The sequence below is a fragment of the Pseudomonas mosselii genome (assembly GCF_019823065.1).
GTDB lineage: Bacteria > Pseudomonadota > Gammaproteobacteria > Pseudomonadales > Pseudomonadaceae > Aquipseudomonas > Aquipseudomonas mosselii.
The window spans coordinates 4,551,329-4,572,122 of the sequence record NZ_CP081966.1 but is presented as its reverse complement, the minus strand read 5'-3'; the positions used below and the strand labels follow the sequence as shown (position 1 = coordinate 4,572,122).

Sequence of the window (20,794 nt, the reverse complement as noted above, 5' to 3'; positions counted from 1 at the left end):
AGTCATGCAGGGTCGGTAAAAGTTAGAGTCGAGAGAATAAACCTATTCCCTTTTGTTGCAGATGGAGGTGGGTGACATTCGCTCTCGTTTTGGCAGCAAATAAGATGCGGTGATCGAGCGGATGTTAAAGTGTGCGGGCGCACTAGACTCAAATGGTTTCATCGAAAGGTGATGGCTTGAATTTTACGTATAGTTCAAAAGATGGGCTTGATATATTTGCTGGGGTGCGAGGGCGTGATAAAGTCAGGGCCAAGTTACAGCTCCCCTACAAGGTGTTTGCCAAGACTGCTTTCTCCGAAAACTCGACGGATGTCTTTGGTGACGTCCTGATGAAGTCATGGTATGACCAGCACGATAGCTTGAGCGGAGTGCAACTTTACTATCCTGAAGCATCGTTGAACTTTAAGGGGCAGGCACTTCTCGGGGTTTCGGTCGATTTGCTGGAGCAATTTCTCCAACGGATCCATGCCAATTATGAGTTCGAGGACGATGGCTCCGGTTTGAAATTACTGACAGATGGTCTCGAAATAGGGCTCTATGTTCCAGATTTGGAGAATGGCAAAAGTGCAATGGTGGAGGCTGTTTATATACCTGTCCCGGCACAGGTGTGAGCAAATTTAGATTGCCGCTGCTGCGTGTTGGGGATTTCCCGATACGAATGCTTTTAGGTGTGCTAACGAACGAAAAAGGGGACAGATTTATTTTTCCTGCTCTTGTTTCGATTCTGTAGTAGAGAAGGGGGCGAGCAGTCATGCAGGGAAGGTGGAGTCTAGAGTATAGAAAATAAACCTGTCCCCTTTGCGCTACTTTAGTGATAAAGGTGTTCTCTGATAAAGCCGGTAACTTGATAAGTACCTTCCCGGTTAAGGTGATGAACTAATGAGGTCTCTCCCTGTGCATGTGTGGCGTGAGCTTCAGTTGGCTGTGATGCTGCTTAGTAAAGAGTCATCGTTAAGAGATGTTCTTGGGGTTATTCTTTTGTGGGTCAGAGGTAATTATAAGTATTTTACTGTTGAGCCGTTTTTGAGTTATGGGGTCGATGAGCTTTCAGATGTAAATGAAAGTTTGATGCCTGTTGATTATTCGTCATTTTTACCTAGTGATATAACACGTTTCAAAAAGGTCATTCTGGGACATCAGGCTAAGGACGTTGAGTCTATAGCGCGGTTTCTACGCGATACAATCGAGGCCTTGATAACTGTTGAAGTTGATAAACAATGCCCTAGGTGTGAGTCTACTGGGCTGCGCGTCTTTATAGGTAGGCATAACGGGTTACTGGCTTACCAATGTGACGTCTGTGGTCATTCCCATTACATAGACGGATCCAAGGTGGACGCTGGTGGGTTAGAATTTGTAAGTGAGGGAGTGTTGCGAAATATTGGCATGATTTAATGGTGTAAAAAGGAAAACGGCAAGGAAAAAGGGGACGGATTTATTTTCCCTGCTCTAATTTCGGTCCTGGTAGTCATGCAGGGGCAGTAAAAATTAGAGTGGGGAAAATAAATCTGTCCCCTTTACTGGGGCGCGATATCGATATTGCCGCGGTCAATGACATCAACATCCGTTCGGCACAGAACGACAGCAACAGCCAGAACACCCGTCATAACGGTGGCGGAGAGGCGGGGTTGGCGTTTGGCGAGGGCAAGGTTGGTTTCTACGCCAGTGTCGATATCGGCAAGGGCGACCTGAAGCGCGAGGCCGAGCAGCAGCAACAGGCGTTCCTGTATGCCGGGGACCAGCTGAAGTTCAGCAGCGGCAAGGACACCACCATCGCCGGCGCGCAGATGCGTGGCGACGAGGTGATCGGCCGTGTGGGAGGCGATCTCAAGGTTGCCTCCGTAGCGGATACCGGCAAGGTCGAGGGCAAGGAGTTCGACCTGAGTGCAACGGTATCCGTGGGTGTCGGCGCCAGTGTCAGCGGTTCGGTGGGCTATGGACAGACGACCGGCAAGACCAACTGGGTCCAGGACCAGACACGCATCACCGCTGGGAACAAGGTCGACATTCGCACCGAGCACCACACCCAGCTCGATGGCGCGTTGATCGCCGCCGAAAACGGCAACCTCAAGCTCGACACCGGCACGCTGGGTTACAGCGATATCGCCGGCAAGGACAAGGAGCACGGTTATTACCTCAACGTCGGCGGCAGTTGGTCGCAGACAAGCGGCGGCAAGTCCGAAACCCATGGCAACCTCAGTGGCTGGGAGTATGAAAAGGACCGTGAGCAGATTGTCCGTGCCACCGTGTGGCGAAAAAGGGGACAGATTTATTTTTCCTGCTCTAGTTTCGATCCTGTAGTGGAGAAGGGGTCGAACAGTCATGCAGGGCAGGTCGAATCTAGAGTATAGAAAATAAATCTGTCCCCTTTTTCGCCCATCAGCAGCATGATTCTGGGTGTTGCCTCGGGGCGCAAAGGGAGTGGTGGGCATGAGGCCAAAAAGCCAACGACTACTCCTGTGGAGTTGCCAGGGGGCGGGAGGGGTGTCATTAATGGTGCGAAAGATGGAGGTACAGCTGGATTCAGTGGTGGTAAGCCCAGTGTATTGGATGATCCATACAGTCCACATTCTGTTGCTGAAAGGTCTAAGCTTAATAGAGAACACTATGGTCGGGATAATGCGGCGGATGAGTTTTCTGCTGGTCTTCCAAACTATGCAACTCATTCAACAGCTAAGAGCTATCAGTCCAAGGGGCCTAGAGACCTGAATGAGCAGATTTTGTGGAATAGAGTGATAGATAATCCTTCAGCGGGTCGTGATACTAAATTGGCAGGTGATAAAGATTTTCCGCGAAGTGAAGGGTGGAGAAAAATGGAAGTTAGTCATCGTCTACCTAATGGGGAGAATGTTACTATTCACTACCAATATAACTCTGTGACCGACAAGGCATATGATATGAAAATCACAACGCCGCAGCAGCTTCCACCTGTGCTGCAACCTGGAAGAACTATTGAGTGATGTGGATATGATTGTTCGAGAAATTGGGCGGGCTGAGCCTGTGCAGGTATTTGGGATTTACTGGGTAGGGAATGAGCGCTTTTACTGGGTTATTCCCTATGAAGGTTACGGTGGTCTTATGGCACTTAGTGATAGAGAGGTCAATGTTGTTGACTCTACCTTATCAGGTGATCTCATCATCTGCAAAGCAGGGGATGGGGGAGACATGATTCTGCACTGGGCAGCCGAAGATCTGATTGAAGAACTTGCGGAGCGCGATCCGCAAGCGATGGCCGAGTTTTTGAGGCGCATAGAAACCTGATGATGCCAAAGGAGCTAGGGATTCTCCGATCAAGTCAGCACAGGCCATCTGACCTGTGCTGAAATAGCCCTCCGTCCAACTGCCCTCTACAAGCCCGCCATTCCATGAGTCAGATGAGCTTTTCCGATTTCGAGTACGCCGGTAAGCGCAAGCAAACCCGTCGCGAGCGTTTCCTGGCCGAGATGGAGCAGGTGGTTCCGTGGAGTGGGTTAGTGGCGTTGATCGAGCCGCACTATCCAAAGGCTGGCGGTGGCCGCAAGCCGTATCCACTGGAAACCATGCTGCGTGTTCACCTGCTGCAGAACTGGTTCTCGCTGAGCGACCCAGCCATGGAAGAGGCGCTGTACGAGATCACTTCGATGCGCCAGTTTGCTCGGCTGACGCTCAGCGCTCCGATCCCCGAAGACACGACCATCATGAATTTCCGGCACCTGCTGGAGAAGCACGAACTGGCGGCGGGCATTCTGGAAACCATCAACCATTACCTGCGAGACAAGGGCCTGTCGTTGCGCCAGGGCACCATTGTCGATGCCACCATCATTCACGCGCCCAGTTCGACCAAGAACAGGGACGGCAAGCGCGATCCCGAGATGCATCAGACGAAGAAAGGCAACCAGTACTTCTTTGGCATGAAGGCGCATATCGGTGCCGATGCTGAATCGGGCCTGGTGCACCACGTCCACGGCACAGCTGCGAATGTGGCTGATGTAACGGAGGTCGCTCACCTGCTGCATGGCGACGAAAATGTTATCTGTGCCGATGCGGGCTATACCGGCGTAGAGAAGCGACCGGAGCATGAAGGGCGGCCGGTGGTCTGGCAGGTCGCAGCCCGCCGCAGTACCTACAAGCACTTGAGCAAACGCAGCGTGCTCTACAAAGCCAGACGCAAGATCGAGAAGGTCAAAGCGCAGACGCGAGCGAAAGTCGAACATCCATTTCGTGTGATCAAGCGTCAGTTCGGCTATGTGAAAACCCGCTTCCGTGGCTTGGCCAAGAACACGGCGCAACTGACCACGCTGTTTGCCCTGTCGAATCTGTGGATGGTGCGCCGGCAATGATTGCCTGCTGCGGGAGAGGTGCGCCCGTGAGGGCAGAAAACCAAGGCTTTGCCTTGGTTATCCAATAATCAGCGGCTGAAAATCGGGCTTTTCGGCATCCCTCAACCGCCCACTTCCGGCTGATGAGAAACTTGCTCGGAGTTTCCTGAGAGCAGGAATTGTCGTCTCTCAAACCTTGGATTTCAATTCGAAACAAGTGTTGAGTGGGAAATGTATCAACGAGTATTTTTACGATTTGTATAGGTGCTAAGCCCGGGGCAGAAAGCATGTTCGCCACCCCGGCGTTGTCGTGATCGAGTTTCGGCTGATTCGTGATATGGAAGGAGCGGTCGTGGACAGGTATGAAGATCTGCAGCCGGACAAGGCATCCGGCCTGCTTGCAAAACTGAAGACAGTCAATGCGCAGGTGCTCGCGGCACTGACTGCCGATCATTCGCAAGTGCCGGCCGATTATGTTGCCTTCATGAAGGAGCTTGGCTGGGGTGAAGTGGGTAAGGCTGCCTACATGTTGTATGAGGGCCTGCTGACGCCAGACCAGATCTACGATGAAGATGATGAACTCCCCCTGGACGGCATCCTCCTGTTCGGGGATGACATGCAGGGGTACTGCTCGGGGTTCGATACGAACAATGGCTGGGTGGTTGTCGATATCGACCCGGTAAGCCGTGAAGCGCATCAAGTGGCGGACAGTTTTTCCGAGTACATACGTGAAATGCTGAACGACTTTTAGCCGTCGAGGAGCAATGGGGTGGCCTCGGTTTCTGATTGAACACCTGGCAACCTCTGTCAGTCCCACGCTGTGTACCTACTTGTCCACAGCAGGAGGCTTACCCCATGAGCACATACGACTGGGACTTGATCGAACGCTTGCTGCACGAAGTGCAGAACGGCGCCGGTCACAGTTTCACGCCACGCCCCTATGCCGAGCAGCATGCCGCCGCGCTGGCCGCCGATGGCGAGGCGCCGGGCGATCTGAACCAGCTCAAGGCCCAGGCCTGCGAGTACGAAAAGATCCTCTTGGAACGGGGTTTCATCGAGAGCCGGCCTGAAGCGGAAGGCGGCAACGGCGAGAATTTCGTCCTCAGTCCGCGTGGCTCGCGCCTGCTCAGCCTGATCGACAGCAGCATTCCGGGCTTCGAACACCCACGCCAGGTGCTCGATGAACAGGCTGATGCGCTGGACGAAGCCACCTTCGAGCACGTCTCGGCCAAGGCACAGATCGCTGGCGGATCAATTTAGACTGGCATCGCCGAGGCCGGTCCCCCGATAATCGGGATCCATTCTCACTGCCGAGCCTTGCCATGCCGTTCAACCCGCTGAGGGGCCGCCCATGACTGCGGTCCGCAAGAACCCCGACGCCTTCGCCTTCCAGGTCATGCTGGGGCTGTGCCTGATCTGGGGCTGCCAGCAGGTGCTGATCAAATCCGCTGCCGTGGATATCGCACCGGTCATGCAGGCGGCGTTTCGCAATGGTATCGCCGCGCTGCTGGTGGGGCTGCTGGTCTGCTGGCGGGGAGGCTGGAGCCAGGTGGGCAGCACCTGGCGTGCCGGGTTGCTGGCCGGCGCGCTGTTCGGCCTGGAGTTCCTGTTCATCGCCGAGGGGCTGAAGCTGACCTCGGCGGCGCATATGTCGGTGTTTCTCTACACCGCGCCTATCTTCACCGCCCTGGGGCTGCATTTCATGATGCCCAGTGAACGGCTGCGGCTGTTGCAGTGGCTGGGCATCCTGCTGGCCTTCGGGGGGATTGCCCTGGCCTTTGCTGGTGGCGTTTCCCTAGAGCACCTCGATGGACGCATATTGCTGGGCGATGCCCTGGCGATCCTGGCAGGCCTGGCCTGGGGCGCGACCACGGTGGTGGTGCGCGGCTCGCGCCTGTCCGAGGCGCCGGCGACCCTGACGCTGTTCTACCAGCTGGCGGTGGGGTTTGTCGGGCTGGTGCTGATTGCCCTGGTGAGTGGGCAGATCGCCGATTTCTCGCTGACCCCGCTGGCGGTGGGCAGTGTGCTGTTCCAGGGGATCGTGGTGTCGTTCGTCAGTTACCTGACCTGGTTCTGGTTGCTGCGCAAATACCTGGCCTCGAACCTGGCGGTGTTTTCCTTCATCACGCCGCTGTTCGGGGTGACCTTCGGCGTGCTGCTGCTGGATGAGCCGCTGAGCCTGAACTTCGTTATCGGTGCGGTGATGGTACTGCTCGGGGTGGTCATGGTCAGCGCCGAGGCGTGGGTGCGGCAGCAGTTGCGCAAGCTGGTGGGGTAGGCGTTAGACGGGGCCGGCCCTATCGCGGGGCAAGCCCGCTCCCACGAGGACTGTAGGTGCTTGCCCCGCCATAGGGCCTGTATTCCTTCAGCCTGCCGGACGCAGGCTGGCACAGGCTTGTGAGCGTGAGGAGCCCTTGGCCAAGATCCCGGCCAATCCCATCCCTGCCGCCGCCAACACCAACGCTGGCTGTAATCCACCACTGAAATGACTGCTCAACGCCGCCAGCAACGGCCCGCTCAACTGCCCCAGGGCAAAGCATGCGGTCAGCAACCCGGCATTGCGCTGTGTGGCATGGGGCGCCAGCTCCCGTGAGCGCTGCATCACCAGTTGCATGCAGGCCAGGAACGGCCCGCCGCACAGCAGCACGCCCAATGCCAGGCCGATACCGCCACCGAGCAGGCAGGCCAGTACGCCGAGCCCTTGCAGCCACAGGGTGGTGGTCAGCCAGGCAGAGGTCCGCCCAGGGCGGCGCAGGCTGACGATGGCCACGCCGAGCGCCGATGCCAATCCGAACGCGGGCCAGAACAGGTCGGCTTGCCACTGCCCATGGAACTGCTGGCTGGCCATCTGCGACAGGAAGGTGGCCGGCAGGATGTAGCCGATCCCGTAGAGCGCATAGACCAGTCCCAGCCGTCCGATGCCGGTGCCATGGCCTTGTTCGTTGACGGCCGCAGGCGTGGCGGCGGGCTCCAGCGCCCGTGGCAGCCACGGTAGCACCGCTAGCAGCATGACCAGCGCGGCGACGCCATAGACCAGCCACAGGGCGGCAGAATCCAGCCCCAGCAGGTGCGCACCCAGGGCCAGCACGCCCGTCACCGCGATGCCGACGCCGGGCCCGGCGAACACCAGCGCACCGAGGCGCTGGCGGCCATGGGCGCTGGCCAGTTGCTGGCTGAGGCTGGCGATCATCACCAGCACCCAGGCGCTGGCCACGCCAGTGCCGAAACGCAGCAACAGGTGGCTCCAGAAACCGTCGGCGGCCCACGAGATCAGGGTCAGCAGCACGCATAGCCACAGGCCTCCATGCAGGCGCAAACGCACCTGGGCGGGCTGGCGGGCGAACATGGCGTCCACGGCGCCGAGGAAGTAGCCCAGGTAGTTGGCGGCGGCGACCAGGCCGCCAGCGGTCAGGTCGAACTGGCCCTCGGCGATCAGTCGGGGCAGTTGCGGCGTGAGGGCGAAGCGGCCGATGCCCATGGCCATCATCAGCGCCACGGCGCTGGCCAGCAATTGCACGATGGGTGACATGGAAAGTCTCCTGCACGGAGGGATGCGATGGATGGCAGGGTAGGGTTCATTGGCTTTCAATAAAATTGAATAATGATGATCAAGTTGTTCTGTTTTGGAGAATCTCATGGAGTTCAGCCAACTGCGCATCTTCCAGGCCGTGGCCGAGGAGGGCTCGGTGACCCGCGCCGCCGAGCGATTGCACCGGGTGCCGTCGAACCTGTCGACGCGCCTGCGCCAGCTCGAGGAGCAACTGGGGGTGGAGCTGTTCCTGCGCGAGCGCCAGCGCTTGCAGCTGTCGCCGGCCGGCAAGGTGTTGCTGGACTATGCACATAGGCTGACCAGCCTGCGCGACGAAGCGCTGGCCGCGGTGCAGGGCGGCCAGCCGGCGGGGGATTTCGTGCTGGGCACCATGTACAGCACGGCAGCCATTCATTTGCCGGCGCTGCTGGCGCGCTACCACCAGGCCTACCCGGCGGTGAACCTGCAAGTGCAGGCGGCGCCCAGTGCCGAGCTGCTGGAGGGGGTGCTCAGCCATCGGCTGGACGCGGCGCTGGTGGACGGCCCGCTCAACCTGGCAGGGCTCGATGGCGTGCCGTTGTGCGAGGAAACCCTGGTGCTGATCACCAGCCCCGAGCACCCGGTGGTACACAGTGCCAGGGATGTCGCCGGCAAGGCGGTGTTCACCTTCCGCCAGGGCTGCTCGTACCGCATGCGCCTGGAAGCCTGGTACGCCCATGCCCACACGCCCATGGGGCGGGTCATGGAGATCGAGTCGTACCAGAGCATGCTGGCCTGTGTGATCGCCGGGGCCGGCGTGGCGTTGATGGCGCAGTCCATGCTCGACAGCCTGCCGGGCCGCGAGCAGGTGCGGGCGCATCGGCTGCAGGCGCCGTTCGACCAAGCGATGACCTGGCTGATGTGGCGCCAGGGCAAACGCGGGGCGAATCTGCAGGCCTGGATCGACCTGCAACAAAGCGAAACGATTGACCGACCGTCGGAAGCTGCCATCAGCGCTTGATCCGGGTCAAAATCGCCCCTATGTGTAGGAACAGAGGCATGCGCAATACAGGACATAGGTCTATGATCTGTATGACGCATCGCAAGTTTGATTGACCGTGAGGCTGACCCGTCAAGGGGGCACTATGAACGAACGCATGTACAACTGGCTCCATGACCTCGCCGTCGCCCTGGGGCTGCTCCCGCCACCGCTGCAGCCGGTGCCGATCCCGACCGACGAAGAACAGCGCAAGCGCCAGCCGCGTCGGCGCTGACCCCTGACAAAAAGGCCGCCGCATCTTATCGATGCGGCGGCCTTTTGCGTTGTTGCCCCGGGATCTGGCCTCAGGCCAGGTTCACCGTCGCCACCGGCTTGCGCGAAGCCAGGCTGACCACCACGAAGCTCACCAGGCCGATGGCCAGGCTGTAGTAGATCGGCGAGTTGGCTTCCAGGCCGTCCTTGAACATGAACAACAGCGCGGTGCCGAAGCCCAGCGACATGCTGGCGATGGCCCCGGCGGTGGTCGCGCGTTTCCAGAAGATCGCGCCGATCAGCGGGATCAGCATGCCGCCCACCAGCAGGTTGTAGGCCAGGGTCAGGGCGCTGATCACATCGTTCACTGCCAGGGCGATACCCAGCACCACCAGGCCGGTGAGCAGGGTGAACAGGCGGTTGATGCCCAGGCTCGACTGCTTGCCACCGCGCAACTTGGGCAGCAGGTCTTCGGTCAGGGTGGTCGAGGCGGCCAGCAGGCCCGCGCTGGCGGTGGACATCATCGCGGCCAGGGCGGCGGCCATCAGCAGGCCACGGATGCCCTCGGGCAACTGGCCCTTGATCATCTCGGCGAAGGCGTTGTTCGGGTTGGCCAGGTCCGGCATCAGCACGTGGGCGGCCATGCCGATCAGGGCGCAGGCCAGGCCGTACAGCACGCAGTAGATACCGGCGGTGGTGCCGGCGCGCTGGCAGACCTTCTCGTCACGGGCGGTGAACACGCGCTGCCAGATATCCTGGCCGATCAGGATGCCGAAGAAGTAGATCAGGAAGTAGGTGATGATGGTGTCCCAGCCGATGGTGGTCCAGCTGAAGCTGGCCGCCGGCAGCTTGGCCACCAGGGCGTCCCAGCCGCCGGCCTTGTACAGGCACACCGGCAGCAGGATGAACATCAGGCCAACGGTCTTGATGATGAACTGGACGATGTCGGTCAGGGTCAGCGACCACATGCCGCCGATGGTCGAGTACACCACCACCACGCCGCCGCCGAACAGCAGCGCCATCCAGAACGGCACGTCAAGCAGCACCTGCAGCACGGTGCCCATGGCCAGGGTCGAGGTCACCGCGATCATCAGCGCGTAGGCGAGCATGATCGCCGCGCTGGCCTGGCGGGCCATCGGGTTGTAGCGGCGCTCCAGTACCTGGGTGACGGTGAAGATCTTCAGGCGCAGCAGCGGCTTGGCCAGGAACAGGTTGAGGGCGATGATCCCCAGGCCCAGGGCGGCGCACAGCCAGAAGCCGGAAATGCCATGGACGTAGCCCAGGCGCACGGTGCCGACGGTGGAGGCGCCACCGAGCACGGTGGTGGCCATGGTGCCCATGTACAGGGTCGGGCCGAGGTTGCGCCCGGCCACCAGGTAGTCTTCGTGGGTCTTCGCGCGCCGCATGCCGTACCAGCCGAGGCCGAGCATGCCGGCGGCATAGATCAGTACAACGATGATGTCCAAGGCCATTGGGGGTCTCCCGATTATCTTTATTATGGCGAGATCGGCCGTCCGGACGCTGCAAGGCGCCCGGCGGTCCTGTCATGTGTTGGCGGGCCTCAATGGCCCTCCCGAATGGCTCCTGCCGGGGTCAAGCAAGCCCCTGTAAACGGGCGGTACTCGGCGGTTAGCGGCGTACCACGCCCGGCAGCACGCAGAGCATTTCGAACAGCAGGTTGGCGCCCAGCAGCGAGGTGTTGCCGGTGGTGTCGTACGGTGGGGAGACTTCGACCAGGTCGCAGCCGATCAGGTCCAGGCCGTGGCAGCCGCGGATGATCTCCATCGCCTGGATGGTGGTCAAGCCGCCGATCTCCGGGGTACCGGTGCCTGGCGCCCAGGCCGGGTCGATGCCGTCGATGTCGAACGACAGGTACACCGGGCCGCCACCGACTTTCTCGCGTACTTCGGCCATCAGCGGCTCCAGCGACTTGTGCCAGCATTCTTCGGCCTGGACCACACGGAAGCCCTGGCGACGGCTCCAGTTGAAGTCGTCGGCGGTGTAGCCCTGGGCGCGCAGGCCGATCTGCACCACGCGCTCGCAATCGAGCAGGCCTTCTTCCACGGCGCGGCGGAAGGTGGTGCCGTGGGCGATCTTCTCGCCGAACATGTGGTCGTTGACGTCGGCGTGGGCATCGATGTGCACCAGGCCGATCTTGCCGTGCTTCTTGTGCAGGGCGCGCAGGATCGGCAGGGTGATGGTGTGGTCGCCACCGAGGGTCAGCGGGATGACATTGTGCTCGACGATCTCGTCGTAGGCCTCTTCGATGATGCGCACGGCGTCCAGCAGGTTGAAGGTGTTGATCGCCACGTCACCGATGTCGGCCACCGACAGCGAGTCGAACGGGGCGGCGCCGGTGGCCATGTTGTACGGGCGGATCATCACCGACTCGGCACGGATCTGCCGTGGGCCGAAGCGGGTACCCGAGCGCAGCGAGGTGCCGATGTCCAGGGGCACGCCGATGAACGCGGCGTCGAGCCCTTCGGCGCTCTGCAGGTGGGGGAGTCGGAGCATGGTGGCGATGCCGCCGAAACGCGGCATTTCGTTGCCGCCCAGTGGTTGGTGGAGAATCTTGTCCACGGTGGGCCTCATCAGTCGGTCGATTGTTCTGTTTGTTCGAACCTGTGCCGCCGCGCGCCTCGTTGCTCTGGTTGTGCTGGCGGGCAGGGACATTTCGCCGCAGTCTGCGCAAGGTAGTGCCCGGGAAGAATCGCTACCGACAAAAACTTACTTCAGGAATTTCTGAACTATCGGTGCGCGGCCGGGTTAGACTCAGGCCATTTCCAGCCCACGGACCCGTTGCCCCATGGCCTCATCGCTGCCCGACCTGAAACTGCTGCGCATCTTTGCCAGCGTGGTGCGTCACCAGGGCTTCGCCAACGCCCAGCGCGACCTCAACCTGTCGACCTCGGCCATCAGCACCTACATGAGCCAGCTGGAAAGCGCCCTGGGCATCGTGCTCTGCCACCGAGGCCGTGGCGGTTTCAGCCTGACCAGCAAGGGCGAGCTGTTTCATCAGGAGACCCTGCGCCTGCTGGGGGAACTGGATGGCTTCGAGCAGTATGCGGCGGCGCTCAAGGGCGAATTGCGCGGCACCCTCAACCTCGGGGTGATCGACTCCACCGTGGGCGACCGCGCCCTGCCGCTGGCGGAGGCCATCGGCGCCTATAGCCAGGAACACCCGGCGGTACACCTGCACCTGTCGGTGTCCAGCCCTTACGAACTGCAATTGGGCGTGCAGGACAACCGCCTGGACCTGGCCATCGGCGCGTTTTCATCGCGCATGAGTGGCCTGGTCTACCAGCCGTTGTACCGCGAGCAGCACTGGCTGTATTGCAGCAGCCGCCATGCGCTGTTCGGCGAGCGGCGGATCCCGGAACCGGTGATTACCCAGCAGCGCATGGTCGGGCGTGGCTACTGGAGCCAGGCGGAGTTGGCCCGGCACGGTTTCAAGCACAGCGCCGCCACCGTGGAGAGCATGGAAGCGCAGCTGATTCTGATTCTCTCCGGCGCCTACATTGGCTACCTGCCCGAGCACTACGCCCAGGCCTGGGTCGACAAGGGCGACCTGCGCGTGCTGTCGCCGGCGACCTTCGGCTACCAGGCGCCGTTTTCCCTGATCATCCGCCGTGGCCGGAGCCGGGAACCCTTGATCCAGACGTTCCGTGATCTGCTCAAGAGTCAGCTCAACGTGGGTTGATCCAGGTCGTTTTCAGCACATTCCGTCAGGCCGGGAAAATTTCCTACAAAACTTGACCGCTCACCTGATGGCCTTCTGCTAAATATCTACTTGCTTTGATGATTTTCCCACTCATCTGGATAAGCAAGGGATCGCCAACGATGCGCATGAATTTGCCCGTCACCGAGCACGAAAGAACCTTTCCCCAAGACCAGCGGCTGATCTCCACCACCGACCTGAACAGTCGCATTACCTATTGCAACGACGCCTTCGTGGCCATCAGCGGTTTCACCTACGACGAACTGGTCGGCCAGCCGCACAATCTGGTGCGTCATCCTGACATGCCGCCGGCGGTCTTCGGGCATATGTGGGACACCATCAAGCAAGGCAAACCCTGGATGGGCGTGGTCAAGAACCGCGCCAAGAACGGCGACTTCTACTGGGTCAGCGCCTACGTCACGGCGGTCTACGAGAACGGTCGCATCAGCGGCTACGAGTCGGTGCGCTCGGTGCCGACCCGGGAGCAGATCCGCCGGGCCGAGAATTTGTATGCCCGCCTGCGGGCGGGGCGCTCGCCGGTACCGCTGGCGGCGCGCCTGGGGCATGGGATCGGCCATGGCTGGCCGCTGATCGGTGCAGGCTTGCTGTCGGCCGCCGCCTACCTGTGGCTGCCCCCCTACGCGGCACTGGGTGTGCTGATGGCCAGCCTGCTGGCGGCCTGGTACGTGGTCGAGCACCGGCAGAACCAGTCGATCCGGCGCACCCTGCAGGAGCACCCCAAGGCCTTCACCAGCCCGCTGGTGGCGCTGACCTACAGCGACAACCCCGGGCTGCAGGGCCAGCTCGACCTGGCGATCATCAGCGAGGAGGCGCGCCTGCAGACCGCGCTGACCCGCTTGGTGGATGCCGGTGTCGGGGTCAAGTCGCGAGCCGCGCAGTCCGCCGACCTGTCCGATGCCCAGGCGCAGATGCTCGACCGCCAGCGCAGCGAGACCGACCAGTCGGCCACCGCCATCGCGCAGATGGCGGCGACCATCCAGCAGGTCACCCATAACGTGCAGAGCACCGCCCATGCCGCCAGCGACGCCGACCAGCTGGCCCAGCAGGGCAGCGACCTGGCGCAGCAGAGCCTGCGCGCCATGGGCAGCATGAGCGAGGCGGTGAGCGACATCGGCCAGGCGGTCAACGCCCTGGCCGAGCAGACGCAGTCGATCGGTAGCGTGGTGGATGTGATCACCTCGATTGCCGAGCAGACCAACCTGCTGGCGCTCAATGCCGCCATCGAGGCGGCGCGGGCCGGCGAGCAGGGCCGGGGTTTCGCCGTGGTGGCGGATGAAGTGCGCTCGCTGGCGCAGCGGACCCGCGCCTCGACCGAGGAGATCCACCACATCATCTCCACCCTGCGCTCCGGTGCCGACCGCGCGGTGGCCAGCGCCAGCCGCGGCCAGCAGATCTCCAGCGACAGCGTGCACAGTGTCGAGGCGGTGCAGGCGGCGTTGTCGGGGATCGCCCAGGCGGTCAGTCGCATCACTGGCATGAGCCAACAGATGGCCACGGCGTCCGAGCAGCAGAGCCATGTCGCCGAGGACATCAACCAGCAGATCGTGCGCATCGCCCATTTGTGCGACGAAAGCGCGGGGCAGGCCAGGCAGGGGGCCGAGATCAGCCAGGACCTGGAGCGCATGGCGGAGTACCTGCACAGCCTGGCGGAGCGGTTCAACCGCTGAAGTTGGACTGTGTGAGCGGTGCGTGGGAGCGGGCTTGCCCCGCGATTGCGGTGCTGGCTTTATCGCGGGGCAAGCCCGCTCCCACGAACGCCTCGCAGCAACCCGAGGATGGCAGCCCTGTGGCAAACTACCCGCCCCAAGGAGCCCCCCATGCCCAGACCCCGCTGCGAGCGTTGTCAGCGCCCGCTCGCCCATTGCCTTTGCCCACTGATCCCGCACCTGGACAGCCGCACCCGCGTGGTCGTGCTGCAGCACCCCAGTGAAACCGCCCACGCCCTGAACACCGCACGCCTGGCGGTCCTTGGGCTGGTCAACGCCGAGCTGCGGATCGGCGAGGTGTTCGACGACCTGCACACGCTGCTGGCCACGCCGGGCTATCGACCCGCGTTGCTGTTCCCCGGTGATGAAGCCGAGGTTCTGCAAGGCTATGGTCAAGACGTCGACCTGCCGCTGATGCTGATCGTGCCGGATGGCACCTGGCGCAAGGCGCGCAAGATGCTGTACCTGAACCCGCAGCTCGAGGCGCTGCCGCGAGTGGCCCTGGGCAACGTCCCACCCTCGCGCTATCGGCTGCGCAAGGCACCGGAACCAGGGGCCTTGTCGACCCTGGAGGCGGTGGTGCAGGCGTTGAATGTGTTGGAGGCGCCGAGCGGCTTCGCTGCTTTGTTGAGGCCTTTCGAAGCGCTGATCGAGGGGCAGATCAGCGCGATGGGGCAGGAGACGTTCGAACGTAATCATGGCGAAAAGTGAGGACTACGCCGATCACCAGCACCCTGTTTTGGTTCACCGACAGGGGCGCGTTCGCCGGTGAGGCCCTGATCTGGGGCATGGCCGCCGCCTGCTGCGACTCGTGCACACCTCGTCCCGCCTGAGGTGCCGTGTTTCCGGCACTGCTATTGCTAGGTCAACCATGCATCGATAACGGACAAGCATTGCGTGGTGAGGAACTGATTATGCCTCGGGCCTTTTTCAATGAGATGTACGATGCGGCGGGTGATTGCCGGCCTCATTATCAGGCGTTCGCACGCTGGCTGGCCGATACGCCGTTGGAGCTGCTCGAACAGCGGCGTCGCGAGGCGGACCTGCTGTTTCACCGGGCAGGCATCACGTTCACCTTGTACGGCGATGAGCAGGGTACCGAGCGGCTGATCCCCTTCGATATCATTCCGCGCAGCATCAAGGCCAGCGAGTGGCAGGTCGTGGAGCGTGGCTGCATCCAGCGGGTGCAGGCGCTGAACCTGTTCCTCGAGGACATCTACCACGACCAGCGGATCCTCAAGCAAGGCATCATCCCACCGGAGCAGGTACTGGCCAACGACGGTTACCAGGTGGCCATGCAGGGGCTGGACCTGCACCGAGGCATCTATGCGCACATCGCCGGTGTCGATCTGGTGCGCGATGGCGACGGCAGCTACTACGTCCTGGAAGACAACCTGCGCACACCGAGCGGCGTGAGCTACATGCTCGAAGATCGCAAGATGATGATGCGGCTGTTCCCGGAGCTGTTCGCCGCCCAGCGGGTGGCGCCCATCGACCACTATCCCAATCTGTTGCTGGACACCCTCAAGCGCTCAAGCCCGCTGGACAACCCCACCACCGTGGTGCTGACTCCGGGCCGCTTCAACAGTGCCTATTTCGAGCATGCCTTCCTGGCGCGGGAAATGGGTGTGGAACTGGTGGAGGGCGCTGACCTGTTCGTGCGTGACAACCGGGTGTTCATGCGTACCACGTCAGGCCCGCAGGCGGTCGATGTGATCTACCGCCGGCTGGACGATGCCTTCCTCGATCCGCTGACGTTCAATCCGGACTCGTTGCTGGGCGTGCCAGGACTGATCACGGCCTACCGGGCCGGCAACGTTGTGCTGGCCAACGCCGTGGGCACCGGAGTGGCTGACGACAAGTCGATCTACCCGTATGTCGACGACATGATCCGCTTCTACCTGAGCGAAGAGCCGATTCTCAAGAACGTGCCCACCTGGCAATGTCGCAAGCCTGCGGAGTTGTCCCATGTGCTGGCCAATCTGGCGGACCTGGTGGTCAAGGAAACCCAAGGGTCTGGTGGCTACGGCATGTTGGTCGGGCCGGCCGCCAGCACGGCGGAAATCGAAGCGTTCCGTGCCCGTATCAAGGCGCGACCCCATGCGTACATCGCACAGCCCACGCTGTGCCTATCCACTTGCCCGACCTTTGTCGAAAGTGGCATATCGCCCAGGCATATCGACCTGCGCCCCTTTGTGCTGTCAGGCAAGGAAACCCGCCTGGTGCCAGGTGGCCTGACCCGCGTGGCGCTGCGTGAAGGCTCGCTGGTGGTCAATTCTTCCCAGGGCGGCGGCACCAAGGACACCTGGGTGGTGGAGGACTGAATCATGCTTTCAAGAACGGCTGCCGACCTGTATTGGATGTCCCGTTACCTTGAGCGCGCGGAGAACCTCGCACGCATGCTCGAAGTCAGCTATTCGCTTTCGCTGATGCCGCAGGCGGGGCGTAGCGATGGCCGAGCCGAGCTGGCGATGTCGCTGCTGGCGGCGGGGACGCTGGACGATTATCACCGTCGCCATGGTGAACTCAACGTCGAGTACATGCTGCATTTTTTCGCCCTGGACGAACGCAATCCCGGCAGCATCTATTGTTGCCTGCGCGCGGCTCGCAGCAATGCGCATGCCGTGCGCGGGCGGATCACTGCTGACATGTGGGAGAACATCAACGCTACATGGCTCGAGATGCGCAACATCGCCGACAAGGGCCTGGCACGCTACGGCATCAACTCTTTCTGCGAATGGGTCAAGGAGCGTTCGCATCTGTTCCGCGGAGCCACCGCCGGCACCATCATGCGCAATGACGCCTATGGCTTCATCCGGCTGGGCACCTTCCTCGAACGGGCCGACAACACGCTGCGCCTGTTGGATGCGCGCTACGAAATGTTTGGTGAGGAGTCCGAGGAGGTCAGTGACAATTCGGCCCGTGGCTATTACCAGTGGAGTGCCTTGCTGCGGGCACTGTCCTCCTTCGAGGCGTTCAATGAAATCTACCGCACGGCTCCCGGTGCCGAGCAGGTGTCGGAGATGTTGTTGCTACGCGCGGACGTACCGCGTTCGCTGCATGCCTGTGTCGAGGAGCTGGCCCAGTTGCTGGCCGGCCTGCCGGGCGACAACGGGCGCCCGGCGCAACGCCTGGCGGCAGAGCTGAGTGCGCGGTTGCGCTTTACCGGTATCGAGGAAATTCTCGCGTCCGGATTGCATCAGTGGCTGAACCATCACATCGGCCAGATCAATCATCTGGGGCAGAGCGTTCACGATTCCTATCTGGAGGTAGTATGAGACTGTCCATTCGTCACGACACCACCTATCACTATTCCGACGATGTCTGCATGAGCATTCAGCTGCTGCGACTGACGCCCCAGAGCAGCGAGCGCCAGCGCGTCCTGCAATGGCAGCTGGAATTGCCGCGCCCGGTAGGCAGCCAACTTGACCCTTATGGCAACGTCCTGCACGTGCTGACGCTCGACGAACCCCATGGTGCGTTGATGCTGAGCGCCCACGGCGAGGTGGAGATCGACCAGACCCTGGAGGTGGAGCACGACTCTCGATCGGCCTTGCCCTTCCTGCGCTCGAGCAAGCTCAGCAGCCCCGACGAGGCGTTGCGCGATTTCGCCGTGCGCCACTGTGGCGATCGTCGTGATCGGACGGCGCTGATCGAGTTGATGAACGGATTGGCCGATCACATGGCCTACAGGCCTGGTTCGACGGCGGTCGATACCGTGGCCGCCGAGGCGTTCGCCAACCGCGCCGGAGTCTGCCAGGACCATACCCACGCTTTTCTCGCCTGTGCCCGCAGCCTGGGCGTGCCGGCGCGCTATGTGTCAGGTTACCTGTGCACCGAGGACGAGAACCATCTGGCCAGTCACGCCTGGGCCGAGGCCTGGCTTGACGATGGCTGGTACAGCTTCGATGTGACCAACCGCCTGGCTCGGCCCGAGCGCCACCTGAAACTGGCGGTGGGGCATGATTACCTGGACGCTTGCCCGGTACGCGGCATGCGCCGTGGCGGAGGGACCGAGTCGATGCAGGCACAGGTTCTGGTCAGCTCCAAGCCACAGCTTCAGCAGCAATAGCGACACTTCCTACCTCTGCATGAGTTAGCACCATGACGTACTGCGTTGCGATGCACCTGGCCGATGGGCTGGTGTTCATTTCGGACTCACGGACCAATGCGGGGATCGACCAGATATCGACGTTTCGCAAGCTGTTCGTTTTCAACCGCTCGGGCGAGCGTGTGATTGTGCTGCAGACCGCCGGCAACCTGGCCACGTCGCAATCAGTGGTGAGCCTGCTCCGTCAGCGCTGCAACCAGGACGGCGCGCACCTGTTGAACGTGCCGACGCTGTATGACGCCACGGCGCTGGTGGCCGAGACCATCCGCGAGGTGATCGCCCGCGACTGCACCAAACTGGCAGGCAAGGTCGACCTGAGCTGCTCGTTCCTGGTGGGCGGGCAGATCGCCGAGCAGCCCATGGGGGTGTACAACATCTATCCTCAGGGTAATTTCATCCAGGCCACGGAAGACACGCCGTTCATGCAACTGGGCGAGAGCAAGTACGGCAGGCCGATCCTTGATCGCAACCTGCTGTATCACACACCCCTGGGCGAGGGATTGCGCTGTGGCCTGATCTCGTTCGATTCGACCATGCGCAGCAACCTGTCGGTGGGCATGCCACTGGATGTGCTGGTGTATCGCAAGGACAGCCTGGCTGCCAGCAACTGTCACCGGATCGGCACCCACGATCCCTATTTTCTGCGGATCCAGGCGCAATGGGCCGATGGTCTGCGGGATCTGCTCGCCGCGTTGCCGGAGCCGCCGGAGGCTTATATCCGCTGAGGGCGTTTGTCGGGGATAGGGGCGCACCACCGATCCTGCTGTGCTGATATCCCTGTCTGAGCGGGCTTGTCCGTGAAGGCGCCTCGATCGGCATTCACCGCTCTCGTAACGCTTCGGTCCTGGCCTTGAGGACGGGTTTGAGCAAATAGTCCAGCACGCTCTTCTGCCCGGTGATGATATCCACCGTGGCCACCATCCCCGGAATGATCAGCAGCGGCTTGTTGTCCCCGCCCAGGTGGTTCTTGTCCGTGCGCACCTGGATCAGGTAGAACGCATTGCCCTTGTCGTCGGTGACGGTGTCCGCGCCGATCAGCTCCAGCTTGGCCTTGAGCCCGCCGTAGATGGTGTAGTCGTAGGCGCTGAACTTGACCATCGCGGTCTGCCCCGGGTGCAGGAACGCCACGTCCTGGGGCCTTACCTTGGCCTCGATCAGCAGGTTGTCCTCGATCGGCACGATCTCCACCAGGTCGCTGCCGGGCTGGACCACGCCGCCGATGGTGTTGACCTTCAGCAGCTTGACGATGCCGCGCACCGGCGACACCACGGTGGTGCGGTTGACCCGGTCGTCGATGGCGATGCTGGTGGCGGTGATCTTCGACAGCTCCGTGCGCTTGTCGTTGAGTTCCTTGGCGGCGTCGGAGCGGAAGCTGGCGTCGGATTCCTGGATCTTGCTGCGGATCTCCGCGATCGCCGCTTCGGCGCGGGGAATGGCCAGGTTGGTGGCATTGAGCTGGCCGCGCGCCTCGACGCTGCGCTGCTTCAAGCGCAGGATTTCCACGGGGGATATGGCACCCTTGCTCACCAGTGGCGAGGACATGTCCAGTTCCTGTTGCAGCAGGCCGACCGCCGAGCGGTATTGATCGACCTTGGAGCGGAACTCGGCAAGCTCCTGGGTCTTTTGCCGCAATTGTTCGTTGAGGGTCTGCTTTTCGCTGGCCAAGCGGCGCTGGCGCGAGTCATACAGAGCGGCTTCGTCCTCGGCCACCTGCGGTGCCTTGGCGCGGACTTCGCTCGACAACACGAAGGGACGGCCTTCGGACTCGGCCGACAGGCGCTCGACCTGGGCGGTGAGCGCGTAGCGGTCGGCTTCACTCTCGCCCTTGTTCGACTTGAAGCGCGTGTCGTCCAGGCGCAGCAGGGTCGCGCCCTTGTCGACCATCTGCCCTTCACGCACGAAGATCTCGGTGACGATGCCGCCCTCAAGGTTCTGCACCACCTGCACCTTGCTAGACGGAATGGCCTTGCCCTCGCCGACGGTGACCTCGTCGAGCACCGCGAAATTGGCCCAGACCAAGGCTACCAACAGCAGGATCGCGGCCAGCCACACGGTCAGGCGCGACAGGCTGGGCGATTCCTGCAAGGTGGCACCGGCCAGCTCCGGCATGTAGTCGCGCTCGGCGCGTTTGTCGGCGCCCTGGAGGTAGCTGCGCACGCTGTGGCTGAGGGGCATGTTCTACC

21 protein-coding genes and 2 pseudogenes are annotated in these 20,794 nt (G+C 61.7%); 19 read left to right on the top strand and 4 right to left on the bottom strand.

Features of this window, described 5'->3' with window-relative positions; translation table 11 throughout:
- Positions 1–152 precede the first annotated feature (152 nt).
- The 9 genes and pseudogenes from K5H97_RS21115 to K5H97_RS21075 all read left to right on the top strand — a co-directional run bounded on the left by K5H97_RS21115 (position 153) and on the right by K5H97_RS21075 (position 6,573).
- The gene (locus K5H97_RS21115; RefSeq protein ID WP_051555689.1) at positions 153–611 is read left to right on the top strand and encodes a hypothetical protein; all 459 of its coding nucleotides are present in this window, start codon (positions 153–155) and stop codon (positions 609–611) included.
- Positions 612–879: 268 nt separating this feature from the next.
- Positions 880–1,392, top strand: a complete 513-nt coding sequence (locus K5H97_RS21110) for a hypothetical protein (protein WP_081791578.1) — start codon at positions 880–882, stop codon at positions 1,390–1,392.
- A gap of 128 nt (positions 1,393–1,520) precedes the next feature.
- Positions 1,521–2,246 (top strand): annotated as a pseudogene (locus tag K5H97_RS21105) (hemagglutinin repeat-containing protein); the annotation flags it as partial.
- A 138-nt stretch (positions 2,247–2,384) separates the two neighbouring features.
- Entirely contained in the window at positions 2,385–2,957 is a 573-nt protein-coding gene (locus K5H97_RS29780) for a hypothetical protein (RefSeq protein ID WP_232108963.1), read from the top strand.
- 1 nt (position 2,958) lies between these two features.
- Complete coding sequence (locus K5H97_RS21095; RefSeq protein ID WP_230962685.1) at positions 2,959–3,258, top strand: hypothetical protein; 300 nt, start codon at positions 2,959–2,961, stop codon at positions 3,256–3,258.
- A gap of 104 nt (positions 3,259–3,362) precedes the next feature.
- On the top strand, positions 3,363–4,316 hold the full coding sequence (locus K5H97_RS21090) for an IS5 family transposase (protein WP_081791576.1): 954 nt from the start codon (positions 3,363–3,365) through the stop codon (positions 4,314–4,316).
- Positions 4,317–4,647: 331 nt separating this feature from the next.
- Positions 4,648–5,046, top strand: coding sequence for an SMI1/KNR4 family protein (locus tag K5H97_RS21085; protein ID WP_051555688.1), 399 nt, complete (start codon positions 4,648–4,650; stop codon positions 5,044–5,046).
- Between the two features lie 104 nt (positions 5,047–5,150).
- Positions 5,151–5,555 carry a hypothetical protein gene (locus K5H97_RS21080; RefSeq protein ID WP_028691123.1) on the top strand — a complete coding sequence of 135 codons (405 nt, stop codon included), beginning with the start codon at positions 5,151–5,153 and terminating at the stop codon, positions 5,553–5,555.
- A gap of 91 nt (positions 5,556–5,646) precedes the next feature.
- Positions 5,647–6,573 (top strand): DMT family transporter, encoded by a 927-nt coding sequence (locus K5H97_RS21075; protein ID WP_028691122.1) that lies wholly within the window; start codon positions 5,647–5,649, stop codon positions 6,571–6,573.
- Positions 6,574–6,660: 87 nt separating this feature from the next.
- Here K5H97_RS21075 and K5H97_RS21070 read toward each other — a convergent pair whose 3' ends face one another.
- Positions 6,661–7,824, bottom strand: coding sequence for an MFS transporter (locus K5H97_RS21070; protein WP_028691121.1), 1,164 nt, complete (start codon positions 7,822–7,824; stop codon positions 6,661–6,663).
- A gap of 106 nt (positions 7,825–7,930) precedes the next feature.
- On the opposite strand from K5H97_RS21070, the gene ptrR reads away from it, so the two are divergent.
- Positions 7,931–8,824 carry a putrescine utilization regulator PtrR gene (gene ptrR, locus K5H97_RS21065; protein ID WP_028691120.1) on the top strand — a complete coding sequence of 298 codons (894 nt, stop codon included), beginning with the start codon at positions 7,931–7,933 and terminating at the stop codon, positions 8,822–8,824.
- A gap of 124 nt (positions 8,825–8,948) precedes the next feature.
- Positions 8,949–9,077, top strand: a complete 129-nt coding sequence (locus tag K5H97_RS29775; RefSeq protein WP_256206021.1) for a PA1414 family protein — start codon at positions 8,949–8,951, stop codon at positions 9,075–9,077.
- Between the two features lie 70 nt (positions 9,078–9,147).
- Here K5H97_RS29775 and K5H97_RS21060 read toward each other — a convergent pair whose 3' ends face one another.
- Both K5H97_RS21060 and speB read right to left on the bottom strand, forming a co-directional pair.
- Positions 9,148–10,527 carry a sodium:solute symporter gene (locus tag K5H97_RS21060; RefSeq protein WP_028691119.1) on the bottom strand — a complete coding sequence of 460 codons (1,380 nt, stop codon included), beginning with the start codon at positions 10,525–10,527 and terminating at the stop codon, positions 9,148–9,150.
- Between the two features lie 157 nt (positions 10,528–10,684).
- Positions 10,685–11,635 carry an agmatinase gene (speB, locus tag K5H97_RS21055; RefSeq protein WP_028691118.1) on the bottom strand — a complete coding sequence of 317 codons (951 nt, stop codon included), beginning with the start codon at positions 11,633–11,635 and terminating at the stop codon, positions 10,685–10,687.
- Between the two features lie 226 nt (positions 11,636–11,861).
- Here speB and K5H97_RS21050 point away from each other — a divergent pair, with 226 nt between their 5' ends.
- From K5H97_RS21050 to K5H97_RS21020, 8 genes and pseudogenes are all read left to right on the top strand, one after another.
- On the top strand, positions 11,862–12,755 hold the full coding sequence (locus K5H97_RS21050; protein ID WP_028691117.1) for a LysR family transcriptional regulator: 894 nt from the start codon (positions 11,862–11,864) through the stop codon (positions 12,753–12,755).
- A 98-nt stretch (positions 12,756–12,853) separates the two neighbouring features.
- Positions 12,854–13,198 (top strand): annotated as a pseudogene (locus tag K5H97_RS30090) (PAS domain-containing protein); the annotation flags it as partial.
- Positions 13,199–13,432: 234 nt separating this feature from the next.
- Entirely contained in the window at positions 13,433–14,461 is a 1,029-nt protein-coding gene (locus tag K5H97_RS21045) for a methyl-accepting chemotaxis protein (protein WP_371263157.1), read from the top strand.
- 150 nt (positions 14,462–14,611) lie between these two features.
- On the top strand, positions 14,612–15,211 hold the full coding sequence (locus K5H97_RS21040) for a tRNA-uridine aminocarboxypropyltransferase (protein WP_028691115.1): 600 nt from the start codon (positions 14,612–14,614) through the stop codon (positions 15,209–15,211).
- A gap of 203 nt (positions 15,212–15,414) precedes the next feature.
- Entirely contained in the window at positions 15,415–16,824 is a 1,410-nt protein-coding gene (locus K5H97_RS21035) for a circularly permuted type 2 ATP-grasp protein (protein WP_028691114.1), read from the top strand.
- Between the two features lie 3 nt (positions 16,825–16,827).
- Positions 16,828–17,778 carry an alpha-E domain-containing protein gene (locus K5H97_RS21030; protein WP_028691113.1) on the top strand — a complete coding sequence of 317 codons (951 nt, stop codon included), beginning with the start codon at positions 16,828–16,830 and terminating at the stop codon, positions 17,776–17,778.
- Positions 17,775–18,572: a transglutaminase family protein gene (locus tag K5H97_RS21025; protein ID WP_028691112.1), complete on the top strand. Its 798-nt coding sequence runs from the start codon at positions 17,775–17,777 to the stop codon at positions 18,570–18,572. Before K5H97_RS21030 ends, K5H97_RS21025 begins: the two co-directional genes overlap by 4 nt.
- Positions 18,573–18,604: 32 nt before the next feature.
- Positions 18,605–19,336: a peptidase gene (locus tag K5H97_RS21020; RefSeq protein WP_028691111.1), complete on the top strand. Its 732-nt coding sequence runs from the start codon at positions 18,605–18,607 to the stop codon at positions 19,334–19,336.
- A gap of 94 nt (positions 19,337–19,430) precedes the next feature.
- On the opposite strand, the gene K5H97_RS21015 is transcribed toward K5H97_RS21020, so the two are convergent.
- Entirely contained in the window at positions 19,431–20,786 is a 1,356-nt protein-coding gene (locus K5H97_RS21015) for an HlyD family type I secretion periplasmic adaptor subunit (RefSeq protein WP_028691110.1), read from the bottom strand.
- Positions 20,787–20,794: the final 8 nt, after the last annotated feature.

Bases quoted from the DNA above. Each gene is read 5' to 3' on its own strand.
- K5H97_RS21115 (WP_051555689.1), top strand. From the start codon at position 153: ATGGTTTCATCGAAAGGTGATGGCTTGAATTTTACGTATAGTTCAAAA.
- K5H97_RS21110 (WP_081791578.1), top strand. From the start codon at position 880: ATGAGGTCTCTCCCTGTGCATGTGTGGCGTGAGCTTCAGTTGGCTGTG.
- K5H97_RS29780 (WP_232108963.1), top strand. From the start codon at position 2,385: ATGATTCTGGGTGTTGCCTCGGGGCGCAAAGGGAGTGGTGGGCATGAG.
- K5H97_RS21090 (WP_081791576.1), top strand. From the start codon at position 3,363: ATGAGTCAGATGAGCTTTTCCGATTTCGAGTACGCCGGTAAGCGCAAG.
- K5H97_RS21080 (WP_028691123.1), top strand. From the start codon at position 5,151: ATGAGCACATACGACTGGGACTTGATCGAACGCTTGCTGCACGAAGTG.
- K5H97_RS21075 (WP_028691122.1), top strand. From the start codon at position 5,647: ATGACTGCGGTCCGCAAGAACCCCGACGCCTTCGCCTTCCAGGTCATG.
- K5H97_RS21070 (WP_028691121.1), bottom strand. From the start codon at position 7,824: ATGTCACCCATCGTGCAATTGCTGGCCAGCGCCGTGGCGCTGATGATG.
- ptrR (WP_028691120.1), top strand. From the start codon at position 7,931: ATGGAGTTCAGCCAACTGCGCATCTTCCAGGCCGTGGCCGAGGAGGGC.
- K5H97_RS29775 (WP_256206021.1), top strand. From the start codon at position 8,949: ATGAACGAACGCATGTACAACTGGCTCCATGACCTCGCCGTCGCCCTG.
- K5H97_RS21060 (WP_028691119.1), bottom strand. From the start codon at position 10,527: ATGGCCTTGGACATCATCGTTGTACTGATCTATGCCGCCGGCATGCTC.
- K5H97_RS21050 (WP_028691117.1), top strand. From the start codon at position 11,862: ATGGCCTCATCGCTGCCCGACCTGAAACTGCTGCGCATCTTTGCCAGC.
- K5H97_RS21045 (WP_371263157.1), top strand. From the start codon at position 13,433: ATGGCCAGCCTGCTGGCGGCCTGGTACGTGGTCGAGCACCGGCAGAAC.
- K5H97_RS21040 (WP_028691115.1), top strand. From the start codon at position 14,612: ATGCCCAGACCCCGCTGCGAGCGTTGTCAGCGCCCGCTCGCCCATTGC.
- K5H97_RS21035 (WP_028691114.1), top strand. From the start codon at position 15,415: ATGCCTCGGGCCTTTTTCAATGAGATGTACGATGCGGCGGGTGATTGC.
- K5H97_RS21030 (WP_028691113.1), top strand. From the start codon at position 16,828: ATGCTTTCAAGAACGGCTGCCGACCTGTATTGGATGTCCCGTTACCTT.
- K5H97_RS21025 (WP_028691112.1), top strand. From the start codon at position 17,775: ATGAGACTGTCCATTCGTCACGACACCACCTATCACTATTCCGACGAT.
- K5H97_RS21020 (WP_028691111.1), top strand. From the start codon at position 18,605: ATGACGTACTGCGTTGCGATGCACCTGGCCGATGGGCTGGTGTTCATT.
- K5H97_RS21015 (WP_028691110.1), bottom strand. From the start codon at position 20,786: ATGCCCCTCAGCCACAGCGTGCGCAGCTACCTCCAGGGCGCCGACAAA.